General features: G+C 75.0%; 21 protein-coding genes. 9 read left to right on the top strand and 12 right to left on the bottom strand.

Annotated elements, in window-relative coordinates:
- Nucleotides 1-75 precede the first annotated feature (75 nt).
- Together AC0QR5_RS14685 and AC0QR5_RS14680 are read right to left on the bottom strand one after the other, a co-directional pair.
- On the bottom strand, nucleotides 76-1752 hold the full coding sequence (locus AC0QR5_RS14685; RefSeq protein WP_329862172.1) for a LuxR C-terminal-related transcriptional regulator: 1677 nt from the start codon (nucleotides 1750-1752) through the stop codon (nucleotides 76-78).
- A 214-nt stretch (nucleotides 1753-1966) separates the two neighbouring features.
- Entirely contained in the window at nucleotides 1967-3091 is a 1125-nt protein-coding gene (locus AC0QR5_RS14680) for a PQQ-dependent sugar dehydrogenase (protein WP_329862173.1), read from the bottom strand.
- 203 nt (nucleotides 3092-3294) lie between these two features.
- On the opposite strand from AC0QR5_RS14680, the gene AC0QR5_RS14675 reads away from it, so the two are divergent.
- Both AC0QR5_RS14675 and AC0QR5_RS14670 read left to right on the top strand, forming a co-directional pair.
- Nucleotides 3295-4002, top strand: a complete 708-nt coding sequence (locus AC0QR5_RS14675; RefSeq protein WP_329862174.1) for a hypothetical protein — start codon at nucleotides 3295-3297, stop codon at nucleotides 4000-4002.
- Between the two features lie 34 nt (nucleotides 4003-4036).
- Complete coding sequence (locus AC0QR5_RS14670; RefSeq protein ID WP_329862175.1) at nucleotides 4037-4564, top strand: hypothetical protein; 528 nt, start codon at nucleotides 4037-4039, stop codon at nucleotides 4562-4564.
- Here AC0QR5_RS14670 and AC0QR5_RS14665 read toward each other — a convergent pair.
- Nucleotides 4474-4785 (bottom strand): DUF1905 domain-containing protein, encoded by a 312-nt coding sequence (locus AC0QR5_RS14665; protein ID WP_329862176.1) that lies wholly within the window; start codon nucleotides 4783-4785, stop codon nucleotides 4474-4476. The genes AC0QR5_RS14670 and AC0QR5_RS14665 overlap by 91 nt on opposite strands.
- Before the next feature lie 168 nt (nucleotides 4786-4953).
- On the opposite strand from AC0QR5_RS14665, the gene AC0QR5_RS14660 reads away from it, so the two are divergent.
- Genes AC0QR5_RS14660 through AC0QR5_RS14650 form a run of 3 tightly spaced genes read left to right on the top strand, consistent with a single transcriptional unit; the run spans nucleotide 4954 to nucleotide 8045 of the window.
- Nucleotides 4954-6279 carry an alanine racemase gene (locus AC0QR5_RS14660; RefSeq protein WP_329862177.1) on the top strand — a complete coding sequence of 442 codons (1326 nt, stop codon included), beginning with the start codon at nucleotides 4954-4956 and terminating at the stop codon, nucleotides 6277-6279.
- On the top strand, nucleotides 6279-7823 hold the full coding sequence (locus AC0QR5_RS14655; protein WP_329862178.1) for a D-arabinono-1,4-lactone oxidase: 1545 nt from the start codon (nucleotides 6279-6281) through the stop codon (nucleotides 7821-7823). The genes AC0QR5_RS14660 and AC0QR5_RS14655 overlap by 1 nt, the downstream gene beginning before the upstream one ends.
- Before the next feature lie 33 nt (nucleotides 7824-7856).
- Nucleotides 7857-8045, top strand: coding sequence for a hypothetical protein (locus tag AC0QR5_RS14650; RefSeq protein WP_329862179.1), 189 nt, complete (start codon nucleotides 7857-7859; stop codon nucleotides 8043-8045).
- Here AC0QR5_RS14650 and AC0QR5_RS14645 read toward each other — a convergent pair.
- Both AC0QR5_RS14645 and AC0QR5_RS14640 read right to left on the bottom strand, forming a co-directional pair.
- Nucleotides 8042-9094, bottom strand: coding sequence for an LLM class flavin-dependent oxidoreductase (locus tag AC0QR5_RS14645; RefSeq protein ID WP_329862180.1), 1053 nt, complete (start codon nucleotides 9092-9094; stop codon nucleotides 8042-8044). The two genes, AC0QR5_RS14650 and AC0QR5_RS14645, sit on opposite strands and share 4 nt — an antisense overlap.
- A 63-nt stretch (nucleotides 9095-9157) precedes the next feature.
- Nucleotides 9158-10411: an MFS transporter gene (locus tag AC0QR5_RS14640; protein ID WP_329862181.1), complete on the bottom strand. Its 1254-nt coding sequence runs from the start codon at nucleotides 10409-10411 to the stop codon at nucleotides 9158-9160.
- 30 nt (nucleotides 10412-10441) lie between these two features.
- Between AC0QR5_RS14640 and AC0QR5_RS14635 the strand changes: the two genes are divergently transcribed.
- Both AC0QR5_RS14635 and AC0QR5_RS14630 read left to right on the top strand, forming a co-directional pair.
- Complete coding sequence (locus tag AC0QR5_RS14635) at nucleotides 10442-11212, top strand: DeoR/GlpR family DNA-binding transcription regulator (protein WP_329862182.1); 771 nt, start codon at nucleotides 10442-10444, stop codon at nucleotides 11210-11212.
- Nucleotides 11213-11284: 72 nt separating this feature from the next.
- Nucleotides 11285-12808, top strand: coding sequence for a M16 family metallopeptidase (locus tag AC0QR5_RS14630; RefSeq protein ID WP_329862183.1), 1524 nt, complete (start codon nucleotides 11285-11287; stop codon nucleotides 12806-12808).
- Nucleotides 12809-12920: 112 nt separating this feature from the next.
- Here the strand turns inward: AC0QR5_RS14630 and AC0QR5_RS14625 are convergent, their stop codons facing one another.
- The 4 genes from AC0QR5_RS14625 to AC0QR5_RS14610 form a co-directional block, all read right to left on the bottom strand.
- Nucleotides 12921-13511 carry a phage protease gene (locus tag AC0QR5_RS14625; protein ID WP_329862184.1) on the bottom strand — a complete coding sequence of 197 codons (591 nt, stop codon included), beginning with the start codon at nucleotides 13509-13511 and terminating at the stop codon, nucleotides 12921-12923.
- Nucleotides 13512-13733: 222 nt separating this feature from the next.
- Nucleotides 13734-14189, bottom strand: coding sequence for a DUF1801 domain-containing protein (locus AC0QR5_RS14620; protein WP_329862185.1), 456 nt, complete (start codon nucleotides 14187-14189; stop codon nucleotides 13734-13736).
- Nucleotides 14190-14286: 97 nt separating this feature from the next.
- A complete protein-coding gene (locus AC0QR5_RS14615) occupies nucleotides 14287-15195 on the bottom strand; it encodes a hypothetical protein (protein WP_329862186.1) in 909 nt (302 codons plus the stop codon).
- 26 nt (nucleotides 15196-15221) lie between these two features.
- Nucleotides 15222-16175: an acyl-CoA thioesterase gene (locus AC0QR5_RS14610; RefSeq protein ID WP_329862187.1), complete on the bottom strand. Its 954-nt coding sequence runs from the start codon at nucleotides 16173-16175 to the stop codon at nucleotides 15222-15224.
- Between the two features lie 84 nt (nucleotides 16176-16259).
- Here AC0QR5_RS14610 and AC0QR5_RS14605 point away from each other — a divergent pair, with 84 nt between their 5' ends.
- Together AC0QR5_RS14605 and AC0QR5_RS14600 are read left to right on the top strand one after the other, a co-directional pair.
- On the top strand, nucleotides 16260-16421 hold the full coding sequence (locus AC0QR5_RS14605; protein WP_329862188.1) for a hypothetical protein: 162 nt from the start codon (nucleotides 16260-16262) through the stop codon (nucleotides 16419-16421).
- A 7-nt stretch (nucleotides 16422-16428) separates the two neighbouring features.
- On the top strand, nucleotides 16429-16950 hold the full coding sequence (locus tag AC0QR5_RS14600; RefSeq protein WP_430970739.1) for a hypothetical protein: 522 nt from the start codon (nucleotides 16429-16431) through the stop codon (nucleotides 16948-16950).
- Between the two features lie 86 nt (nucleotides 16951-17036).
- Here AC0QR5_RS14600 and AC0QR5_RS14595 read toward each other — a convergent pair whose 3' ends face one another.
- The 3 genes from AC0QR5_RS14595 to AC0QR5_RS14585 all read right to left on the bottom strand — a co-directional run bounded on the left by AC0QR5_RS14595 (nucleotide 17037) and on the right by AC0QR5_RS14585 (nucleotide 18042).
- Nucleotides 17037-17180, bottom strand: coding sequence for a hypothetical protein (locus AC0QR5_RS14595; protein ID WP_329862190.1), 144 nt, complete (start codon nucleotides 17178-17180; stop codon nucleotides 17037-17039).
- Between the two features lie 119 nt (nucleotides 17181-17299).
- Nucleotides 17300-17716 (bottom strand): alpha/beta fold hydrolase, encoded by a 417-nt coding sequence (locus AC0QR5_RS14590; protein ID WP_329862191.1) that lies wholly within the window; start codon nucleotides 17714-17716, stop codon nucleotides 17300-17302.
- A complete protein-coding gene (locus AC0QR5_RS14585) occupies nucleotides 17695-18042 on the bottom strand; it encodes an epoxide hydrolase N-terminal domain-containing protein (RefSeq protein ID WP_329862192.1) in 348 nt (115 codons plus the stop codon). Before AC0QR5_RS14585 ends, AC0QR5_RS14590 begins: the two co-directional genes overlap by 22 nt.
- Between the last annotated feature and the right edge of the window lie 71 nt (nucleotides 18043-18113).

Genomic DNA, 18113 nt, shown 5'->3' with positions numbered 1-18113 from the left:
ACGACGCCGGGGCCCGCCTGGAGCCAGTCCCTGCGGCAGGTCGGGACGTTCGCAGGACGACGCCGGGGCCCCGCCTCAAGCCCGTCCCCGCGCCGGGTCGGGACGTTCTGCGGGGCCGGGCCGGCCACGCGCCGCGATGCCGCGCTCGTGCGCCCAGGCCGCGGCGGCGGTGCGCGAGGCGACGCCGAGCTTGGCGAAGATGTTGGACAGGTGCCGGCCGACGGTCTTCTCGCTGATGTAGAGGGCCGCCGCGGCCTCCCGGTTGCTCGCCCCGGAGGCGACGAGCCCCAGCACCTCGGACTCGCGGGCCGTCAGTCCGCCCGGGACGTCGCCAGGGTCGAGCCGTTCGACGTCCGGCACGGCCCCGAGCTGCCGGTACATCTCGACGGCCGTCGCCCGGTCCGCGGCCGCTGCCGCCACATCGCCGAGACCCGCGTGGGCCCGGGCGCACATCTCGTGCACGGCCGCTGACTCGTAGCGGGCGCGCAGGTTCCGGTACGCGACGCCGGCCGCGCGGAGCACCGGCAGGGCGTCCCCGAAGCGGCCGGCCGCGACCAGGACCGCCGCCCTGGCCTGAAGGGCCCACGCCCGGAACCCCTCGGTCCCGAACCCGGCGGCGGTGGACTCGAGCTCGGAACACAAGCGTCCGGCGTCGTCCTCCCGTCCCGCCGCGAGCGCGATCCGGACCCCCGGGCCCAGCAGCCGGGCGGCGCTCAGGGCGTCCCGGCCGGCCAGCGCGGCGCTCACGGAGGCCCAGGCCTGCGCGGGGCGGCCCCGGGCGAGCTCAAGCAGCGCGGCGCCCGGCTGGTGGTCCATGCCGAACTGGGCGGTGCGCGCGTACGCCTCGGAGGCCCCGGCGAAGTCCCCGCGCAGCCGGCGGATCTCGCCAAGCTGGTAGTAGGCCTCCCCCGCGACCCAGCCGTTCACGCCGGCCAGCTCGGCCCCGGCGCGTTCGACCCCGGCCTCCGCCGCCGCCCAGTCCCCCTCCGCGCACAACAGCTGGAGGCGGTGGATGCGACAGATCCCGGAATACACGGCCTCGCCCCGGAACTGCTCGCACCACCGCTCGGTCGCCAGCGTCCAGGCGCGCATGCGGGACAGGTCCGCCAGCTCGTGGCACGTATGGATGACGGTGCAGTACACGTCGCCCGCCCACTCGGGCGGCAACTGTCCGGCGAGGACCGGAAGCATCGCCTCGTCGAGCTGCGCGAAGCCGCCCGCCGGATCCCCGGTGCGGGCGTCGACGAGGCCAGACAGGACGAGGGCGAGGCATGTCAGCTGCGGGGCGCGCAGGCGCCGGCCGAGATCGTGGAGCGCCTCGGAGGCCTCGCGGGCGCCGCCGAGGGAGGAGAAGTCCAGCGAGATCGACGCCTCGAGGTAGCGCAGGTAGCCGTGCTCGATCCCCTCCGGCGCCCCCCTCAGGAGCCGGCGTGCCCGGCTGGCCCAACCGGAGGCGATCACGAGGTCGCCGCGGATGAACCACAGCAGGCCCAAGGTCGCGGCCTTCATCGCGGCGTCGACCGGGCCGGCGTCGTGCTGCAGCCGCTCGAAAACGTGCTCGGAGATCTCGAGCGCCTCGCGCGTGCGGCCGGTCCACCAGCAGCAGCGGCCCAGGAGGTCGAGGTCGGCGGTGTCGAGCTCCCCGGCCCGGGCGGCCGCGCGGGCACGTTCCAGCCCGTCGCAAGCGGCGCGCCAATCCCCGCGGGCGTATGCCGTCCGCGCCGATTCCAACAGCCCTGCCTGATCCTCCATGGCACTCTCCAGCACCACGGTATACCGCGGCCGTGCCGGCGGACAGGGCGCGGCGACGATGCCCCGGGCCTTCCGCCCGGGCTCTCGCCCGGAGAGCCCACCCCGCAATCCCCTCCGCCCACGGGTCGTTATCGGCGGCTCGAAACGACCCGTGGGCGGAGAGCATTGCGACCGGGGGTCGGCTGGTCCCAGCGGACGTGGCGGACGGTCCGGATCATCGGAACGCCGCCGGGTCGAGGGAGAGGATCCGGTCGTCGTCGGGGCCGGGGCGGCCCCGGCCGTCGGTGTTGTTCGTGACGATCCACACGCGCCCGTCGGGGGCGGCGACGGCGTCCCGCAGGCGCCCGAGTTCGCCGTCGAAATGCAGCCCCGCGGATCCCGGATCCTCCACCGGAACGGTCCGCAGCACGGCCCCGCGCAGGTTCGCGAGGTACAGCACGCCGTCCGCGTGGGCCATGCCGCTGGGGCTCGCGTCCGACGGCGCCCACTGCTGCACCGGGTCCGTGAAGCCCTCGCGCCCCGCGATCCCCTCGACCTCGGGCCAGCCGTAGTTCGCGCCGGGTGTGATGACGTTCAGCTCGTCCCACGTGTTCTGCCCGAACTCGGTCGCGAACATCGTCCCGTCCTCCGCCCAGGCGATCCCCTGCGGGTTGCGGTGCCCGTAGCTGTAGACGGGCGAGCCGGGGAACGGGTTGTCGGCGGGGACGGCGCCGTCGGGCGTGAGGCGCAGGATCTTCCCGGCGAGCGAGTCCCGGTCCTGCGAGAGCGGGCGGTCGGCGGCGTCGCCCGTCGTCGCGTACAGCATCCCGTCGGGGCCGAAGGCGATCCGCCCGCCGTTGTGGTTGCCCGCGGCCGGGATGCCCTCAAGGAGCGTCTCGGGCTCCCCGAGCGCGAGCGAGCCGGGCGCCCCCTCGAGCGCGAAGCGCTGGATCCGGTTGCCGCCCGCCGCGGTCGAGTAGGCGTAGAGCCGGCCCCCGCCGTCGACCGCGAGCCCCAGGAGCCCGCCCTCGCCGCCGTGCGCGACGCCGTCCACGACGCCGACCTCGCGCGCGTTGCCCGCGTCGTCGAGCTCGAGGATCCGCCCGCTGTCGCGCTCGCTGACGAGCGGCGTCGCGTCCAGGAACGCCACGGACCACGGGGCCTCGAGCCCGGTCGCGACCACGGCCTCGGGTTCGCCGGGCGCCTCGGCGGAGCCGGTCTCCGTGGCCGGCGCGGGGGACGTCTGCGCCGCCGGGGAGGACGACGCCGGGGCCGTGCCTTCGGGGGCGGGCGCTCCCGTGCACGCCGCGAGGAGCAGGACGACGGCGGCGCCGGCCACCGCGCGGCGGATGCGTTTCATGGTTCCTCCTCGGGCGGATCGCGGGACAGCGGGCCTGAACCGGGTTCCCCTGCTTCAGCCTAGGGATGCAGAGGCCGCTTGGGGAGGGCCTCCCGGTACCACTGTGGACGGGCAGGCCCTGTGGAGGGCGGATCCGGCCGCGCCGCCGGCTTGCCCCCCGGGTGCCGGAACCGGGAACGATGGGGTGCGACGAAGGGACGGTCGTGGCATCTCGGAAGAAACGCCCTCACAAGGGACACCTGCGGCTCGTTGGCGGGCGGCCCCCTGGCGGGACGGCCATCGGAGTCGCCCGCATCGAGGCGCTCCTGCCGGACTACGTGACATGGGTCCTCAAGCAGGGCGGGACGCGGGAGGCGGCCGTGGCGGCCTGGCACCTCGTCGCCGACGTGGCGCGGATGCACGCGGACGCGGCGCCCTTCCAGGCGCCCGACGAGCTCGATCCCGGACTCGTCCGGCAGATCCTGCTGGCCGGGGAGGACCCCGACCTCGTCGACGACATGGCAACCTCACTCGACGCCTACCTGCACTTCTTCGACGAGACCGGGCGCTGGACCCGTGGCCGAGACACCTGGGAGGCCTTCCACGACCTCGTCACGCCGGATGACGACGAGATCGACGTTCCGGAGCTGACGGCGGAGGAGGCCCTGTCCGCATGGAAGGACGTGCCGCTGATCGGCTCCCTCCTCGGGCTCCTGCGGTGGATCGGCCCCGCACGGGACGTGACCCAGTCCGGGCTGCTACGGCTCAAGGACATCGAACCGGCGGCCGCGGCGCGGGGCTCTTCGTCCGGGGCGTCCGCAACGCGAAGCGGCCGTTCCCCGACGCCCCCGGCGAGTCGATCAGCGGCACGGCGGAGGAGCCGCTCATCGTTCCGACGATGGCCGATTCCTCCGCTACTGGAGCGCGCTTGAGATCGCGGAGCGCATCGAGATCGGTTCCACGCGCGTGTGGCCGACGCCGCGCGCCGAGGCCCTGCTCGCGGGCCACGCCGCCCTGGACGAGGAGGCGGACGTGTATCTGGGGTTGGCCTCGGCGTACCTCGCCAGCACGGCGTCGGCGGTGTCGCCCGGTTCCGCGGCGCCGGACGCCATGATGCTCGCCTTCTTCCACGGTGCGGCGCTCGGAGACCTTCCGGTCGGCGTGCTGGACGGACCACTGGACGAGTTCACCGAGACGAACGTGGTGGCCGCCCTGGCGCTCGAACGGCGCCGGCCGTTCCTCCTCGACATGCTGCAGGACGGGCTCCTGGTGCGCTCGGGCGGTGTCCTGGTGCTCCCACCGGTCGCCCGGGAAGCGGTCGTCGCCGTCGAGTGGGGCCTGGAGCAGATCGAGGCGCAGCTCGAGGCGGGCCGGGACCCGTTCGAGGGCTGGCGGGCCGGGGATCAGCGGCCGATGCGCAGGCGGATCGCGACGACGTCGTCCAGCTGGACGCCCTCGGCCCGCCGGACGGCGTCCTTGAGTGGCACGAGGTAGCCGCCGTCCTTGGGGAACAGGGAGGTCGTGAAGGGAGTGGATCCGAGCGTCCCGCTCACGGGGATCACGCCCCAGCCGTAGCTGACCACGGGCGCGAGCTCCCGGATCAGCGCCGCCTCGGCGTCCGGCACGCGGACATAGTGGAACGGCGCGGGGCCGCGCCAGTAGAAGACCTCGCCGACGACCTCGACCCCGGGCCGACCATCCCGTTCTGCGTCCACTGCCGCTCCCTGCCTCCTCCGCCGACCGGCCCCGCGGCGACCACCCGGCCCCCGCGTCGCCGTCGGACCCTGGCCTGCCGTCGCCCGAGACCGCGGTCCGCACCGGTTCAGTGTGCCACGCGCCCGGCTTCCGGCGCACCGCCGCGTACCAACGGGTAGCATTCCGTGATGGACGACCGGGAAGGAGACGCCGTGGCCCCGCGACACCGCCCGGAAGGGACACGGCCCGAGCCGCTCCGCCCCGAGCCGGTCCGCCCCGACTTCGACGCCTACACCGCCGCGCTCGACGACGCGGGCCTCCGGACCCGCCCCGCCGCGCTCCTGGACCTGGACCTCTTCCGCGCCAACGCCGCGGCGATGGCCGCCCGCGCCGCCGGAACGCCGATCCGCGTCGCGAGCAAGTCCCTGCGCGTCCGCCGTGCGCTCGACGAGGCGCTCGCCCATCCCGGCTACCGTGGCGTGCTCGCGTTCACGCTGCCGGAGGCGCTGTGGCTCGCCGGGCACGGGGCCGACGACGTCGTCGTCGCCTATCCGTCCACGGACCGCGCGGCCCTCGCCGCGCTCCTGCGCGGGGAAGCGCACCGGCACGTCACGCTCATGGTGGACTCCCCGGAGCACCTCGGGCTCCTGGCCGCCGCGGCCCGCGACGCCGGTTCCCCGTCCGGCCGTCGCTTCCGGGTGTGCCTGGACCTCGACGCCTCCTACGCCCCCGTCCGCACCTGGCCGCGCGGCCCCCGGATCGGCCCCCTGCGCTCCCCCGTGCGCACCGCGGAGCAGGCCGTCCGGCTCGCGCGCGCGGCCGCGGACGCCGGCGTCGACGTCGTCGGGCTCATGGCCTACGAGGGCCAGGTCGCGGGCGTGGCGGACGCCGCCAGCACCCCGCGGGGTGCCGCGGTCCGCGCCCTGCGCACGCTGTCGATCCGCGACCTGGCGACGTGGCGCGCCGAGGTCGTCGCAGCGGTCCGGGCCGCCCTCGGGCAGGGATCCGGCCCGGCCACCGGGCAGGGCGCCGGCCTCGAATTCGTCAACGGCGGCGGCACGGGCTCCCTCGAGTCCACGGCCGCGGAGGACGCCGTCACGGAGCTCGCCGCCGGCTCCGGCTTCTACGGGCCCGAGCTGTTCCAGCACTACCGCGGGTTCCGCCCGGCCCCGGCGCTGCACGTGCTCTTCGACGCCGTCCGCCGCCCCGGCCCGCGCACCGTGACCGTGCTGGGCGGCGGCTGGACGGCCTCGGGCCCCGCGGGTCCGGACCGGCTCCCCGTCCCCGTCTGGCCGCCGGGGCTGCGCTACTCCGCCACGGAGGGTGCCGGCGAGGTGCAGACCCCGCTCACGGGCGCCGCCGCGGCCGGAATCCGGCTCGGCGACCCCGTCTACTTCCGCCACGCCAAGGCGGGCGAACCGTGCGAGCGGCTCGGCGAGGTGCACGTGTTCTCAGGCGGGCGGATCACGGACACGTGGCCCACCTACCGCGGCGAGGGAAGGGCCTTCCTCTGATGTCCACCGAGCACGACGCCGGATCCCCCGCCCCCGTGCCCCGGACCACCGGGGCGCCGGGCTGCTCCGTACCGGACGCCGCCACGAGCGGCTTCCCCGCGCGCGGTCCCGGGGCACGCGGCCCCGGGACGTGGGGTCCCAAGGCGTGGGGCCCTGCCGCGCGGGGCGGGCCGCTGCCCGCCGGCGCCCGCCCCGCACCCGGCCGCCTGGGCCGCGCCGACACCGGTGGCGGCGTCTGGGCCTGGAGCAACTGGTCGGGCAGCGAGCGGTCCCGGCCGTCCGGCGTCGTCGTGCCCTCCACGGACGCCGAGGTGGCCGCCCTGCTGCGGCGCGCCTCCGAGGACGGCACGCGGGTCAAGGCCGTCGGCGGGGCGCACTCCTTTTCCCCGATCGCCGCGACCGACGGGCTCCTGCTGGGGCTCGACGCGCTGCAGGGCCTCGTGGCCGTCGACGCGGGGCGCGGCGAGGCGGTGTTCCGGGCGGGAACGCGCCTGCACCAGGTCGCCGGGCTGCTCGCGCCGCACGGTCTCGCCCTGCCCACCATGGGCGACATCGACCGGCAGTCGATCGCCGGGGCGCTCGCGACCGGGACGCACGGGACCGGACTCGGCTTCACCGGGTACTCCGGGATCGTGGCGGCGCTGCGGATCGCGCTGCCCGACGGGCGGATCGTGGACTGCTCGGAGCGGACCGAGCCGGAGCTGTTCCGGGCGGCGCGCGTGGGGCTCGGCGCCGTGGGCGTGGTGCTCGAGGCGACCCTGCGCTGCGTGCCCGTCTTCCGGCTCGCCGCCGTCGAGGCGCCCGAGCCGCTCGCGCAGATGGAGGAATCGTTCCCCGAGCGCTCGCGGACCACGGACCACCTCGAGTTCTACTGGTTCCCGCAGACCCGCACGGTCCTGTCCAAGGCCAACACCCGGTTGCCGGGCGACGCGCCGTTGCGGCCCGTGGGAAGGATCCGCGGATTCGTCGACGACGAGCTGCTCGGCAACGCGGCGCTCGGACTGATGTGCGGGGTGGGGCGGGCCGTGCCGTCGCTCGTCGGTCCGCTGAACCGCCTCGCGACCCGGGCCGCGGCGGAACGCGGCTACGTCGACGCGTCCCACCGCGTCTTCGTCTCCCCGCGACGTGTGCGCTTCCGCGAGATGGAGTACGCGCTGCCGCTCGAGGCGTTCGGCGAGGCGTTCGCGGAGCTGCGCCGGGCCGTGGAGGGCTACCGCGAGCCGATCAGCTTCCCCGTGGAGGTGCGGACCGCGGCGGCCGACGACACGTGGCTCGGCACGGCGTCCGGGCGGGAGTCGGTCTACTTCGCCGTGCACCGCTACGCGCGCGAGCCGCACGCGGAGTTCCTCGAGCACGTCGAGCACGTCTTCACGGCGCACGGCGGGCGGCCGCACTGGGGCAAGATCCACACCCGGGACGCCGGCTACCTGCGGGGGCTCTACCCGCGCTTCGACGACTTCACGCGGGTTCGGGACGCCGTGGACCCGGCCGGGACGCTCCTGAACCCGTACCTTGAGCGGGTTCTCGGAATACGCGCCCACTGACCCCGGGCGGTCCGGGTCTGGCATGCTGGGGCCATGACCGAACCCTCCCGACGGAGCCCGCGCTACGTCTTCGCGGTGATCGCGGCCGTCGTCGTCGTCTTCCTCGTCTCGCGCGACCTGAGCGCCGGTTCCGGCCTGTCCCCGTGGACCTGGGCGGTGATCGGCGTCGTCGTGCTGACCCAGTTCGCGCTGCTCGTCCCGCGCCGGCGGGACCGCGGCTAGGCCGGGGCCCCGGACCCCGCGGTCAATCCCGGTGCCCAGCCGAGCGCCGGGGCGACCTCCTGCGCCGCGACCGTGAGGATCCGGCGGACGACGTCGGACGGATGGTCGAACGGCAGCGCGATCACGAGCTCGTCGGCGGCCCGCAGCCCGACGTCCCCGGCGAGGGCCTCCGCGATCCGCTCCCCCGTCCCCGAGGCCACGCGGCCGAACTGGAACGGCAGATCCGGATTCCCGCCCTGCCGCGCGGCATCCCGGTCGAGCAGCCACTGGACCTCCGCCTGCTCGGCGGCGTTCGCGTACGGGACGATCTGCCGGCTGACCGAGGCGTGGGACGCCCAACCGGCCACCCGGGCGTGCTCGGCGCGGTAGGCCTCGATGCTCGCGAGCTGCGCCTCCTCGAAGGAGAGCCCCGTCGCCTCGGTGTTCAGCGTCGACAGCTGCAGCCCGAGGCCCTGCCGCCCGGTCCGGCGCGCGCTGGCGAGCGAGCCGGCGCCGTAGGCGATGCGCCGCCGCAGCCCGGGGCTGACGGGCTGGACGGGCAGTTCCGTGCCGGCCTCCGCGAACGGGATCTTCTCGTCGGCGACCGCGAGCGTGCGCCCCTCGACGGCGGCGATGAAGCGCTCGACCCGTGCGTCGACGGCCTCCCGCAGCCCGCCCTCGATCGGGGCGTAGGCCTGCGAGAACGTGCCCTCGTTGTCGGAGTATCCGGAGCTCAGGCCGAGCTCGAGCCGGCCGCCCGTGAGCAGGTCCAGCGTCGCGGCCTCCTCGGCCAGCCGGACCGGGTCCTCGAAGCGGATCGGCGTCACCGACGTCCCGAGGCGGAGCCGCCGCGTGCGCTGGCCCGCGGCCGCCAGGAAGGGAACGGGAGCGGAGAGGTAGTGCTCGAGGTGGCGGTGGCGGACGTAGCCGACGTCGTAGCCCAGCTCCTCGGCGAGCTCGAACAGCTCGAGCCCCTCCTCGAGCCCGCGCGAGCGTCCTCCCTCGATCCCCGAGTGCTCGACGAACGCCAGGAAGCCCAGGCGGAACGGAGGTGGTGCGGTCTCGGTCATGGCGGGGTCCTCCGGGGCTCGTGGCGCGGTCCCTCCCAGTCAAGCACCGGGACGCCGGGCCCGTCACCGGGCGGGAACCGCCGGGCGCCGCAGCTTGGCGTGAGCGATCGCGGCCGCGCCGAGACCGCCAGCCACGAGGACCAGGAACGCAGTGCGCAGGCTCGTGGCGTCGGAGATCAGCCCGATCGCGGGCGAGGTCACGAGGAAGCCCAGGCGCATGAGCCAGCCCAGCATCGCGATCCCCGTTCCGGCGGGCAGCCCCGGCACGGCGTCCGCGGCGGCGAACGCGGCCGGGACCAGGGTGGCGCAGCCGAATCCGGCGAGCGCGAAGCCCGCCATCGCCCCCAGCGGCCCCGGGCCGAACACCACGACGAGGCCGCCCGCGGCGATCAGCAGGCCGCCGAACCGGGCCACGTTCCCGCGCCCCCAGCGGTCCGTCATCGGGTCGCCGAGGATCCGGCCGACGAACTGCGCGGAGATCAGCACGGTGAGCCCCAGGCCGGCGAGCGCGGGCGCGGCGGTGGTCTCCGTATGCAGGAACAGCACGGCCCAGTTGTTGCCGACGTCCTCGACGAGGATCCCGCAGATCGCCAGCACGACGAGCGGGGCCAGCAGCCGGGCGGCGGCGTAGCGTCCGGTCCCCGCCCGCGCGGCGCCGGGCCCCGGAGGGGGTACGACGCCGGAGCCCGCCTTCTCCGCGCCGCCCGCCGCGCCCGCGGCTGCTGCGTCGGGGGTCCGGCCGGGCACGGAGGCGGGGATCCGCGAGAGCACGCCGCTGTAGACGGCGGCGAGGGCCCAGACGGCCCCGTTGACGATCATCTGCGTGCCGATCGGGACCCCCTGCGCGGCGCAGACCGCGCCGATGAGGCCGCCCGTGGCGGCGCCGATGCTCCAGGCGGCGTGCAGGGAGTTCAGGATGGAGCGGCCGTGCCACCGTTCCACGGCGACCCCGTGGACGTTCTGGGCGGCGTCGACGATCGCGTCGATCGTCCCGCCGAGCACGAGCGCGGCGACGAAGACCCAGACCGTCGGCCCCGCTCCGGCGCAGGCCACGGCGGCGGCCAGGAGCACGGAGCCGGCCTGGACCACGAGCGGGGCCCCGAAGCGCCGGATCAGCGGGGCCGCCCACGCGGCGGCGAGGATCGCGCCGACCGGGAAGGCGATCACGGACAACCCGAACTGCGCGTTGCTGAGCCCGAACGCGTCCTTGATCTCCGGCAGCCGCGGCAGCAGCGCGCTGAACAGCACGCCGTTGGTGAAGAACATGAGCGAGACCCCGAGGCGGGCGCGGGTCGACGGCGGGACGGAGCGTGGCATGCCGATCACCGTATGGGGTTGAATGATCACGTGCAACGATCACTTCGGCACCAAACGATCATCCGCTCCGTCTCCGGCCAGGCGGCGGCCGTCGCCGTGGACGACCTGGCCCGCCTGACGGGAGCCTCGGCCGTCACCATCCGGCGCGACCTCGCCGAGCTCGAGGCACGCGGCCTGCTCCTGCGCACGCGCGGCGGCGCCGCCCGCGCCCGCAAGCGCGGGGCCCCCATGCCGTTCTCCGTCCGCTTCGAGGCGGACCAGGAACGCAAGGCGCTCATCGCCGCGGCCGCGGCCGGGCTCATCGAGGACGACGACTCGGTGATCATCGACAACGGGACCACGTGCTTCGCGGTGGCGCAGGCCCTCGCCGGCCGACCGCTCACCGCCCTCGCCCTGTCCCTGCACGCCGCCGGCGCGCTCGCGGCGCGGCCCGGGCCGTCCGTCGTCGTCCCCGGCGGCCCCGTCGCGACCGATAGCCTGGCGTTCGTGGGCGATGCGGCCCTGCAGGCGGTCCGCGAGATGCGGGTCGACGCCGTGGTCCTCGGCGCGTGCTCCGCCTCCCCCGAGCACGGCCTGACGTCCACGACGTTCGACGACGCCTCCCTCAAGCGCGCGTGCCTCGCCTCCGCGAACCGGCGGATCCTGGTGACGACGCCGGACAAGCTCGCCCGGACCTCCACGTTCCGCTTCGGCTCGTTCGAGGACCTGACCCACCTCGTCACCACGGCCGACGCGCCCGCCGAGGTCCTCGAGGCCTTCCGGGAACACGCCGTCGAGGTCGTGGCCGTGGGTGGCGACTGATCGACAGTGTGCGTGGATAGGATCGGCGCAGGCCGCACGCACGGCCCCACCATCTGCAGGAAGGACCGGCCCATGGTCGCCCACACACGCGAGATCGACGGCGTTCCCGTTCATTGGACCGAGCAGCCCGGGCGGCTCTCCGCCTCGCTCGTCTTCCGGATCGGCGTGCGCGACGAGGACTTCGCCACTTCCGGGCTGACCCACCTCGTGGAGCACCTGGCGTTCTCCGCCATCCCGGTCCCGGACCACGAGACCAACGGCTCGGTCTCGCTGAACTTCACCGAGTTCACGGTCGACGGTCGGCCCGACGAGGTCGTGGAATCCCTCGAGGCCGTCTGCCGCTCGCTGTCGGCGCTCGCCGAAGGCCGCGTGGACGCGGAGATGCTCGCGCGGGAGCGCGCGGTCCTCGAGGCCGAGGGGGCCGTCGGCGCGGTGCCCTTCGAGGTCGGGGTCGCGCTTTCCCATCGCTTCGGCCTGAAGGGGCTCGGCTTGGCCCCTGTCCAAGCAAAGTACCTGGATCGGATCGGTCCAGAGGACGTGGCGCGGCACGCCGCCGAGTACTTCACACGCGGAAACGCGGTCCTGGTCCTGTCCGGCGAACCACCCGCGGGGCTGCGTCTGCCGCTGCCCGACGGCCCGCGCCGGCGCCCCGCCGACGTCCCCGCCCTCCCGCAGGCGGGGCCACACGAGTACGGCGACGAGGGCGAGGGCGTGACGCTCTCCTTCCCGACCCCCGGCCCGGCCGACGACGCCTCGCTCCTGCTGCCGCTCGTCTTCCAGGTCCTGCAACGCCGCGTCCGCGAGGGGCTGCGGCGCCAGGAAGGGCTGGTCTACGACGTCGATGCCGGCACCGTCTTGGTCGACGATCGGCGGGGCATCGCCGTCGTCCGGGTCAACGTCGCGCCCCGCAACGCGGCCGGCTCGGCCCGGCGGATCATCGACGAGCTCCGTTCGCTGCGCGACCACGGGGCGACGCAGGATGAGGTGCGCCGCGTGATCACGGCCCTTGAATCCGACGGCGCCGAGCCCGGCGCCGACCAGGCCGAGGTCTACGAGACGGCTCTCGACGAGCTCGTCGGGATCCGCCACCAGTCGATGGCCGAGCACCTCGCCGCATTCCAGGCCTACGTCCCGGGGTCCGGGATCGGGGCCCTGGCCGATCTGGAAGGGCAGTTGCTGGTGGGCTTCACCGCGGAGGCCTCTCCGGAAACCGATTCCCCCGTGTCCGCGGAACTGCTCTACCCTCCGCGCGACCGCGTCGACCCACCGGCCATCGAGGGCGCCGTCTACAAGCGCGGCCTGATCGCCCGGTTCGCGGGGGCTCCGGCCGACCTGAAACTGGTGATCGGCACGGACGGGCTGCAGATGACGATGTTCGGGCAGACGATCTCCGCGCTGTACTCCGAGGTCGTCGGGCTGGAGCACGAGCGCGTCGACGAGGGGGTCGACGGCGTCACCTTGTTCCTGGCGGACGGCTTTCAGATCGCCGTGCTGTCCGCGTGGTTCCGGAAGGGCTCCGAAGTCGTCGAGCGGCTCCGCTCGGCCGTTCCGGAGCGCCTGCACTACGCGGCGGAATCCAGGCCGGAAGCGGCCTGAACGCCCCGAGCATCACATCGCCTTCCACTCCTCGGTCCTTTCGACCCAGTCTGAACGACCGAGGAGTGGATCACGCTGCGGGTTGGCGGATGCGGCGGGTGGCGCCGCTGGATCAGCCGCCCCGGATGACCCCCTTCTCCGCGGCCTTGGCGACGGCGTCGGCCTCCGCCTGGGTGAGCGTTCCGTCCTCGACGGCCGCGTCGAGCCGCGACTGGAAGCGCTCGGCCCGCTCGGCCTTCGCCTCGCTGCGGACCTCCTCGATCGCCGCCTGGACCGTGGACTCGTCCAGGTCCAGCGCCTCGGCGAGGGCCGCGGCAAGGGCCGTGTCCCGCCCGCTCCGGTCCGCCCCTTCACCTGCGCTCTCGCCGCGCTGGGCCTCTCGGTAGGCGTCCACGGCCTCCTGGACCGCGGATTCCTCGACCCCGAGCTTCTGGGCGAGCTGCGCCGCGACGTCCCCCAGGCCACCGTGCCCGCCCCGGCCCTTGCCGCCCCGCTCCGCGCCCTCCGGCGCGGTGCCCCGGGAGCCGGCGTCCGGCGTCGTACCCGTTGCGCCCGACGGTGCCGCGCTCGAGCTGGCGCCCGTGCCGGCGTCCGCCGCATCGGTGGCCGCCGTGGCCATGCCGGCCACGCCGAGCCCGGCCCCGAGGGTCAGTGCCACGGCCGAGGCCCCGAGCACCATGTTCTTCTTTCGCGTCCCTGCCATGAGGATCGTCCTCCATTCGCCGCGTCGCGGCTTCGCTGGTGATGCCGGCGCGTGCCGCCGGCCCGCTTCCAGCCTGCGGGCGCAGTTCAGGGAGGGGCTGTCGAGGGGCTGTGCGGGCGCTATGAACCCGGCTCCGTTGCTGTGGACGTGCGCCTCAGCGCCGCCTGCGGGCGCGTTCGACGGCGTCCGGCTGATCGCCCGCGCGCTGGAGCGCCAGGGGTTCTAGCCGACGGCCTTCTTCACGAGGGCGGCGAGCGCCTTCTCCCCGTCGGCGTCCAGCCCAGCCACGGCGAACGACGTCGGCCAGAAGCCCGCGGCCTCGTCGAGCCCAGCCTCCGGGGAGAAGCCGAACGTGGAGTAGCGTTCCTTGTCCCCGATCCCGCTGCGGAAGAAGCAGAGGACCTTTCCGTCGCGCGCGTAGGCGGGCTGCCCGTACCAGACCTTGGGCGCCAGCTCCGGCGCGGCCTCCAGGACCACGGAGTGGATCCGCTCGGCCAACTCGCGGTCCGGCGAGTCCATCTTGGCGATCTTCTCGAGGCACGCCTTCTCGTCCGCGGCGGCCTTCTTCGCCGTCCGCCCGCCGCCCTTGGCCTCCGCCTTCAGTTCGGCGGCGCGCTCCTTCATCGCCGCGCGTTCCTCGGCGGAGAACCCGCCCTCCTGCTCCGTCGCTGCGCCCATGGTCGTTGCTCCTTCTCGCTCCCGCGGCATGTTGTCTCGCCCCACGCTAGCGGCCGCGGAGGGGCGGCCGCTTCTCGATTCCTGACGGACCGGAGGCCTAGAGGCGCGTCCGGCCGTCCGGGGCGTCACGCAGCAGTTCGACGTCGGCCGGGGCCGGCCACGCGTCGATCAACTCGTCGATCGGGAGCTCCGACTCCCCGACGAGGTCCACGGCGACGTACGCCAGCCGTCCGTCCTCGATCCGCAGGACGAGCTCGAGCTCCTCGCCGCCCGGGGCGAACCAGCGCCCGCGTACCGGGAACTCCTGCGAGTGCGGCACGACACGCACCACGTCCTGGGGCACCTCGAACTCGGCCACGGTCGAGAACGCCCCGCCGTCCCACACGAGCTCCCGCGCCCGGCCCAGCTGGTCCAGCAGCAGCTCCGCGTCCTCGCCGCCGCCGGCCCGCAGCAGGGCCTCGACCAGCGAGCTCAGCGCGGGGTCGACATCGCGTTCGAGGGGAGCCCCGGCGTCGTCCTCCTCCCCTTGGCCCGCGGAGGAATCCAAGGCCCGGTCGCCGAGGTAGGACACGACCATGAGGGCGGCGGCCCCGGCCGCCATCCAGCGGCGCGGGTGCCTGACGCCGCGGGAGGACAGCGCCCCGCTGAGCCGGCGGTCCCAGTCCTCGGAGGCGTCGGCCAGGGCGTAGACGGCCCCGGCGGCGGCGACCCCGGCGAACGCACGGGCGGGGACCAGCGCGGTCCCATCGCGGTCAATGGTGGCGGCCACGGCGAAGCCGCCGAACGCGGCGGACGCGGCCCGGTACCAATGGCGGCCGGACCGGGAGAGCCGGGCGGGGTCCACGAGCGAGAGCGCGCCGACCGCCGCGGCGGACACCGCTCCGAACGCGGGCGACAGCGGATCCGAGAGGGGTCCGAGCCGCTCGGCGAGCGCGCGGGCCCGCTCGCCGAGCGTCCCGAGGCGGTCCTGCAGGGGCGGCGTGCTGCTGTATCTCGTCGGTGTCATGGCTCTCCTTCTCGCTGTGGCGGGGGTCAGTAGACGCGCTCGGCGGCGAACTGCAGCGGCGGCAGCTCGGCGCGGCGGCGGACGAGGTCGCGGGCGTGCGCGTCGAGGCGGCGGTCCTCCTCGTTGACCAGCTCGAGCGGGCGGACGGGCGAGGCATGCCCGTCGGCGTCGCGCGTCACGAACACCGTCATGCAGCGGGTCGTCGGCCGCCACGAGCCGCCGCGCGGGTCCTTGGCGCGGACGTGGACCACGATGTGCATCGAGTGCGGGCCCGTGTGGATCATGCGGGCCTCGGCCTCCACCACGTCGCCGATGTGCACGGGGTTCAGGAAGTGGATGCCGCCCGTGTAGACGGCGACGGCGTCCGCGCCGCACCAGCCCATCGCGCACGCCCTCGCGACCTCGTCGATCCAGCGCATCACGATCCCGCCGTGCGCGTTCCCGCCCCAGTTCACGTCCGTGGGGGCGGCGAGGAAGCGGAAGCGCTCGCGCGGGGTCGTCCCGGCGTCCGTGTACTCCTGCGCGGCCATGGCGTCGCGGATCTGCGCGCGGGCCGCGACGCGGGCGGAGGCGCCGCGGGCCAGGTGCGCCGCCTCGTCGTCGGACGGGGCCCAGGCGGGCACGGGCTTCGGCTTGCGCTCGGCGTCCATCGCCACGAACACCAGGATGCAGTCCATGGCCGGCCGGAAGACGCGCTCGCGGACGTCGGCGGCGTCGACGGTGACGACGACCTGCATCGAGGAGCGGCCCGTGTCCACGATCCTGGCGTCGACCTCGATCAGGTCGCCGTTGCGGATGGGCCGGGTGAAGTGCACGTTGCCCACGTACGCGGTGACGCAGTAGCCGCCGGAGTAGCCGACGGCGCACGCGTAGCCCGCCTTGTCGATCCACTCGAGGACGCGGCCGGCCTGCACCGTGTCCCCGTCCTCGGAGACGTCGGTGGGAGACGCCAGGAACCTGAGCGTGACGCGGTCTTCCATGCGCTCATCGTACGCGGGCGCGCTCCACGTCATCCTTCTTTACATCCGGGTCGAGGCCGTCCGGGCGGGACCTACGCTGGGTCCATGCCGGATGCCTACGTCCTCCCGACGCTCGCGGCGCTTCTCGCCGCCGCGACGCTGCTCGGCGTGCTGTGGAGGGCGGGACAGGGGCGCACCGTCGCCGCGGCCGGGACCGAGCGGCTCGACGTCCCGGGGCTCGCGCCGGGCGGGCACTGCCACCAGTAGGGACACCGTGGCGGCGATGACGACGGCGGAGCCGGGCCCGCGCGTCCGGCCCGCCCGGGGCGGGCCCCCGCATGTGGTTCGGGGCCGCCCGGAGGGCGCCGCGGGTTCGGCGGGCGCCCGCTGGGCGGCCTGCGCCGCCGCCGTCCTCGCCGTCGCGGCCGCCGCCTTCCACCTGCGGGCCGCGTTCACGCACGGGCACGGGGTGGTGTTCGCCGCGGCCCTCACGGCCATGGCCCTGGCCTGCGTGGGCTGCGCGGTCCTGGAATGGCTGCGGCCTTCCTGCCGCACCGGGCGCCTGCTGATGTCCATGGCGCTCGGCATGGCGCTGGCACACGCCGCGCTGGCCCTGGGCGTTCCGGGCCTCGGCGGCTCCCACGCGGTACACGGCGGCGGGGCCGGCGGCGGGGCCGTAGCGGACGCCTCGGCACCGGGGGCGGACATGCTCGGCCTCGCCGGGCTCGAGCTGGCGCTGGCCTGGACGGCGGCCTGGTCCCTCCGCTCGGCGCGCCGCCCGGCCGCCGCTCCCTGAGCCCGCGGCGCCCGTTCCCCCGCGGTCGTCCAGACCGCGTCAGAACGGCGGGAAGCGGGAGGAGCACGCGGGCCGGGGCGGAGCGCCTACCGCAGGGGCCGCAGGAACTCCCTGATGTCCCGCACCAGGATCCCGGGCTCCTCGAGGGCGGCGAAGTGGCCGCCCCGGTCCTCGACGTCGGTCCAGCGCACGATCGTGTTGGACGCCTCCGCGAGGGCCCGGATGCCCACGTCGTGCGCGAACTGGATCGCCGCCGTCGGGACGCCGGAATCGATCTCCGGCTCGCCCCAGGCAGCCTCCTGCGCGTAGCCGACGGCGGCCGCGGAACCGGCGCTCGCGGTGAACCAGTTCAGCGAGGCGTTGGCGAGGAGGAAGTCGATGCCCAGGACCTGGTCCGCCGGCCGGTCCGCGGGGTGCGTCCAGGCCTGGAACTTGTCCAGGTCCAGGCGAGCTGGGCGACGGGCGAGTCGGCGAGCATCGACCCGACGAGCGCCGGCCGCGTGGACTGGAGGGAGATGTAGGCGAACTCGCGCTCCATGAACTTGCCGACCCGGCGAATCCTGTCCTGCTCCACCGGGGACATCGCGGCGAGCTCCTCCTCCCCGGCCTCGCTCGCGAACGCCCCGAGCGCGCCGTTGACGTGCACGCCGACGACCCGTTCGGGCGCCAACCGCGCGACCTCGGGGGCCACGCCGGCCCCGATGTCCCCGCCTTGGACGGCGAACCGGGCGTAGCCCAGCCGGCCTATGAGCTCGATCCGGGCCATCCGTGGGTGAGCAGCAGCGGCAGGGCTCCCGGCACGCGCGAGCGGACGTGGATGAAGTGGATCCGCTGCCCGTCGATCTCCGTGGTGAACTGCGGTACGTCCGCCAGTCGGCGCTCGTAGGCGCGCCAGTCGAAGGCCGCCCAGGCGGACACCATCGAGCGCAAGTAGGCGTCCGGGACGCCCGTGCCACACCCGTCGTCCGGAAGCGGGGGCGCAAAGCGCGTGGCGCGCAGGCGCGCGGCGAGGTCGTCGAGCCGATCCTGGGGGATGTCCACCCGGAAGGGTTCGATCGTAGCGGGGGTTCCGTGTGCTGCGTCCTGTTCCATGGCACCATTCTTCCGTTCAATGCGGTCAATAACCGTCCGCATTGGGAAACCTTCCCGGGCGTCCGGTGTCG

Source organism: Arthrobacter sp. J156 (genome assembly GCF_056172865.1).
The sequence above is the reverse complement of the archived record's forward strand: the minus strand, read 5'-3'. Positions and strand labels throughout refer to the sequence as shown.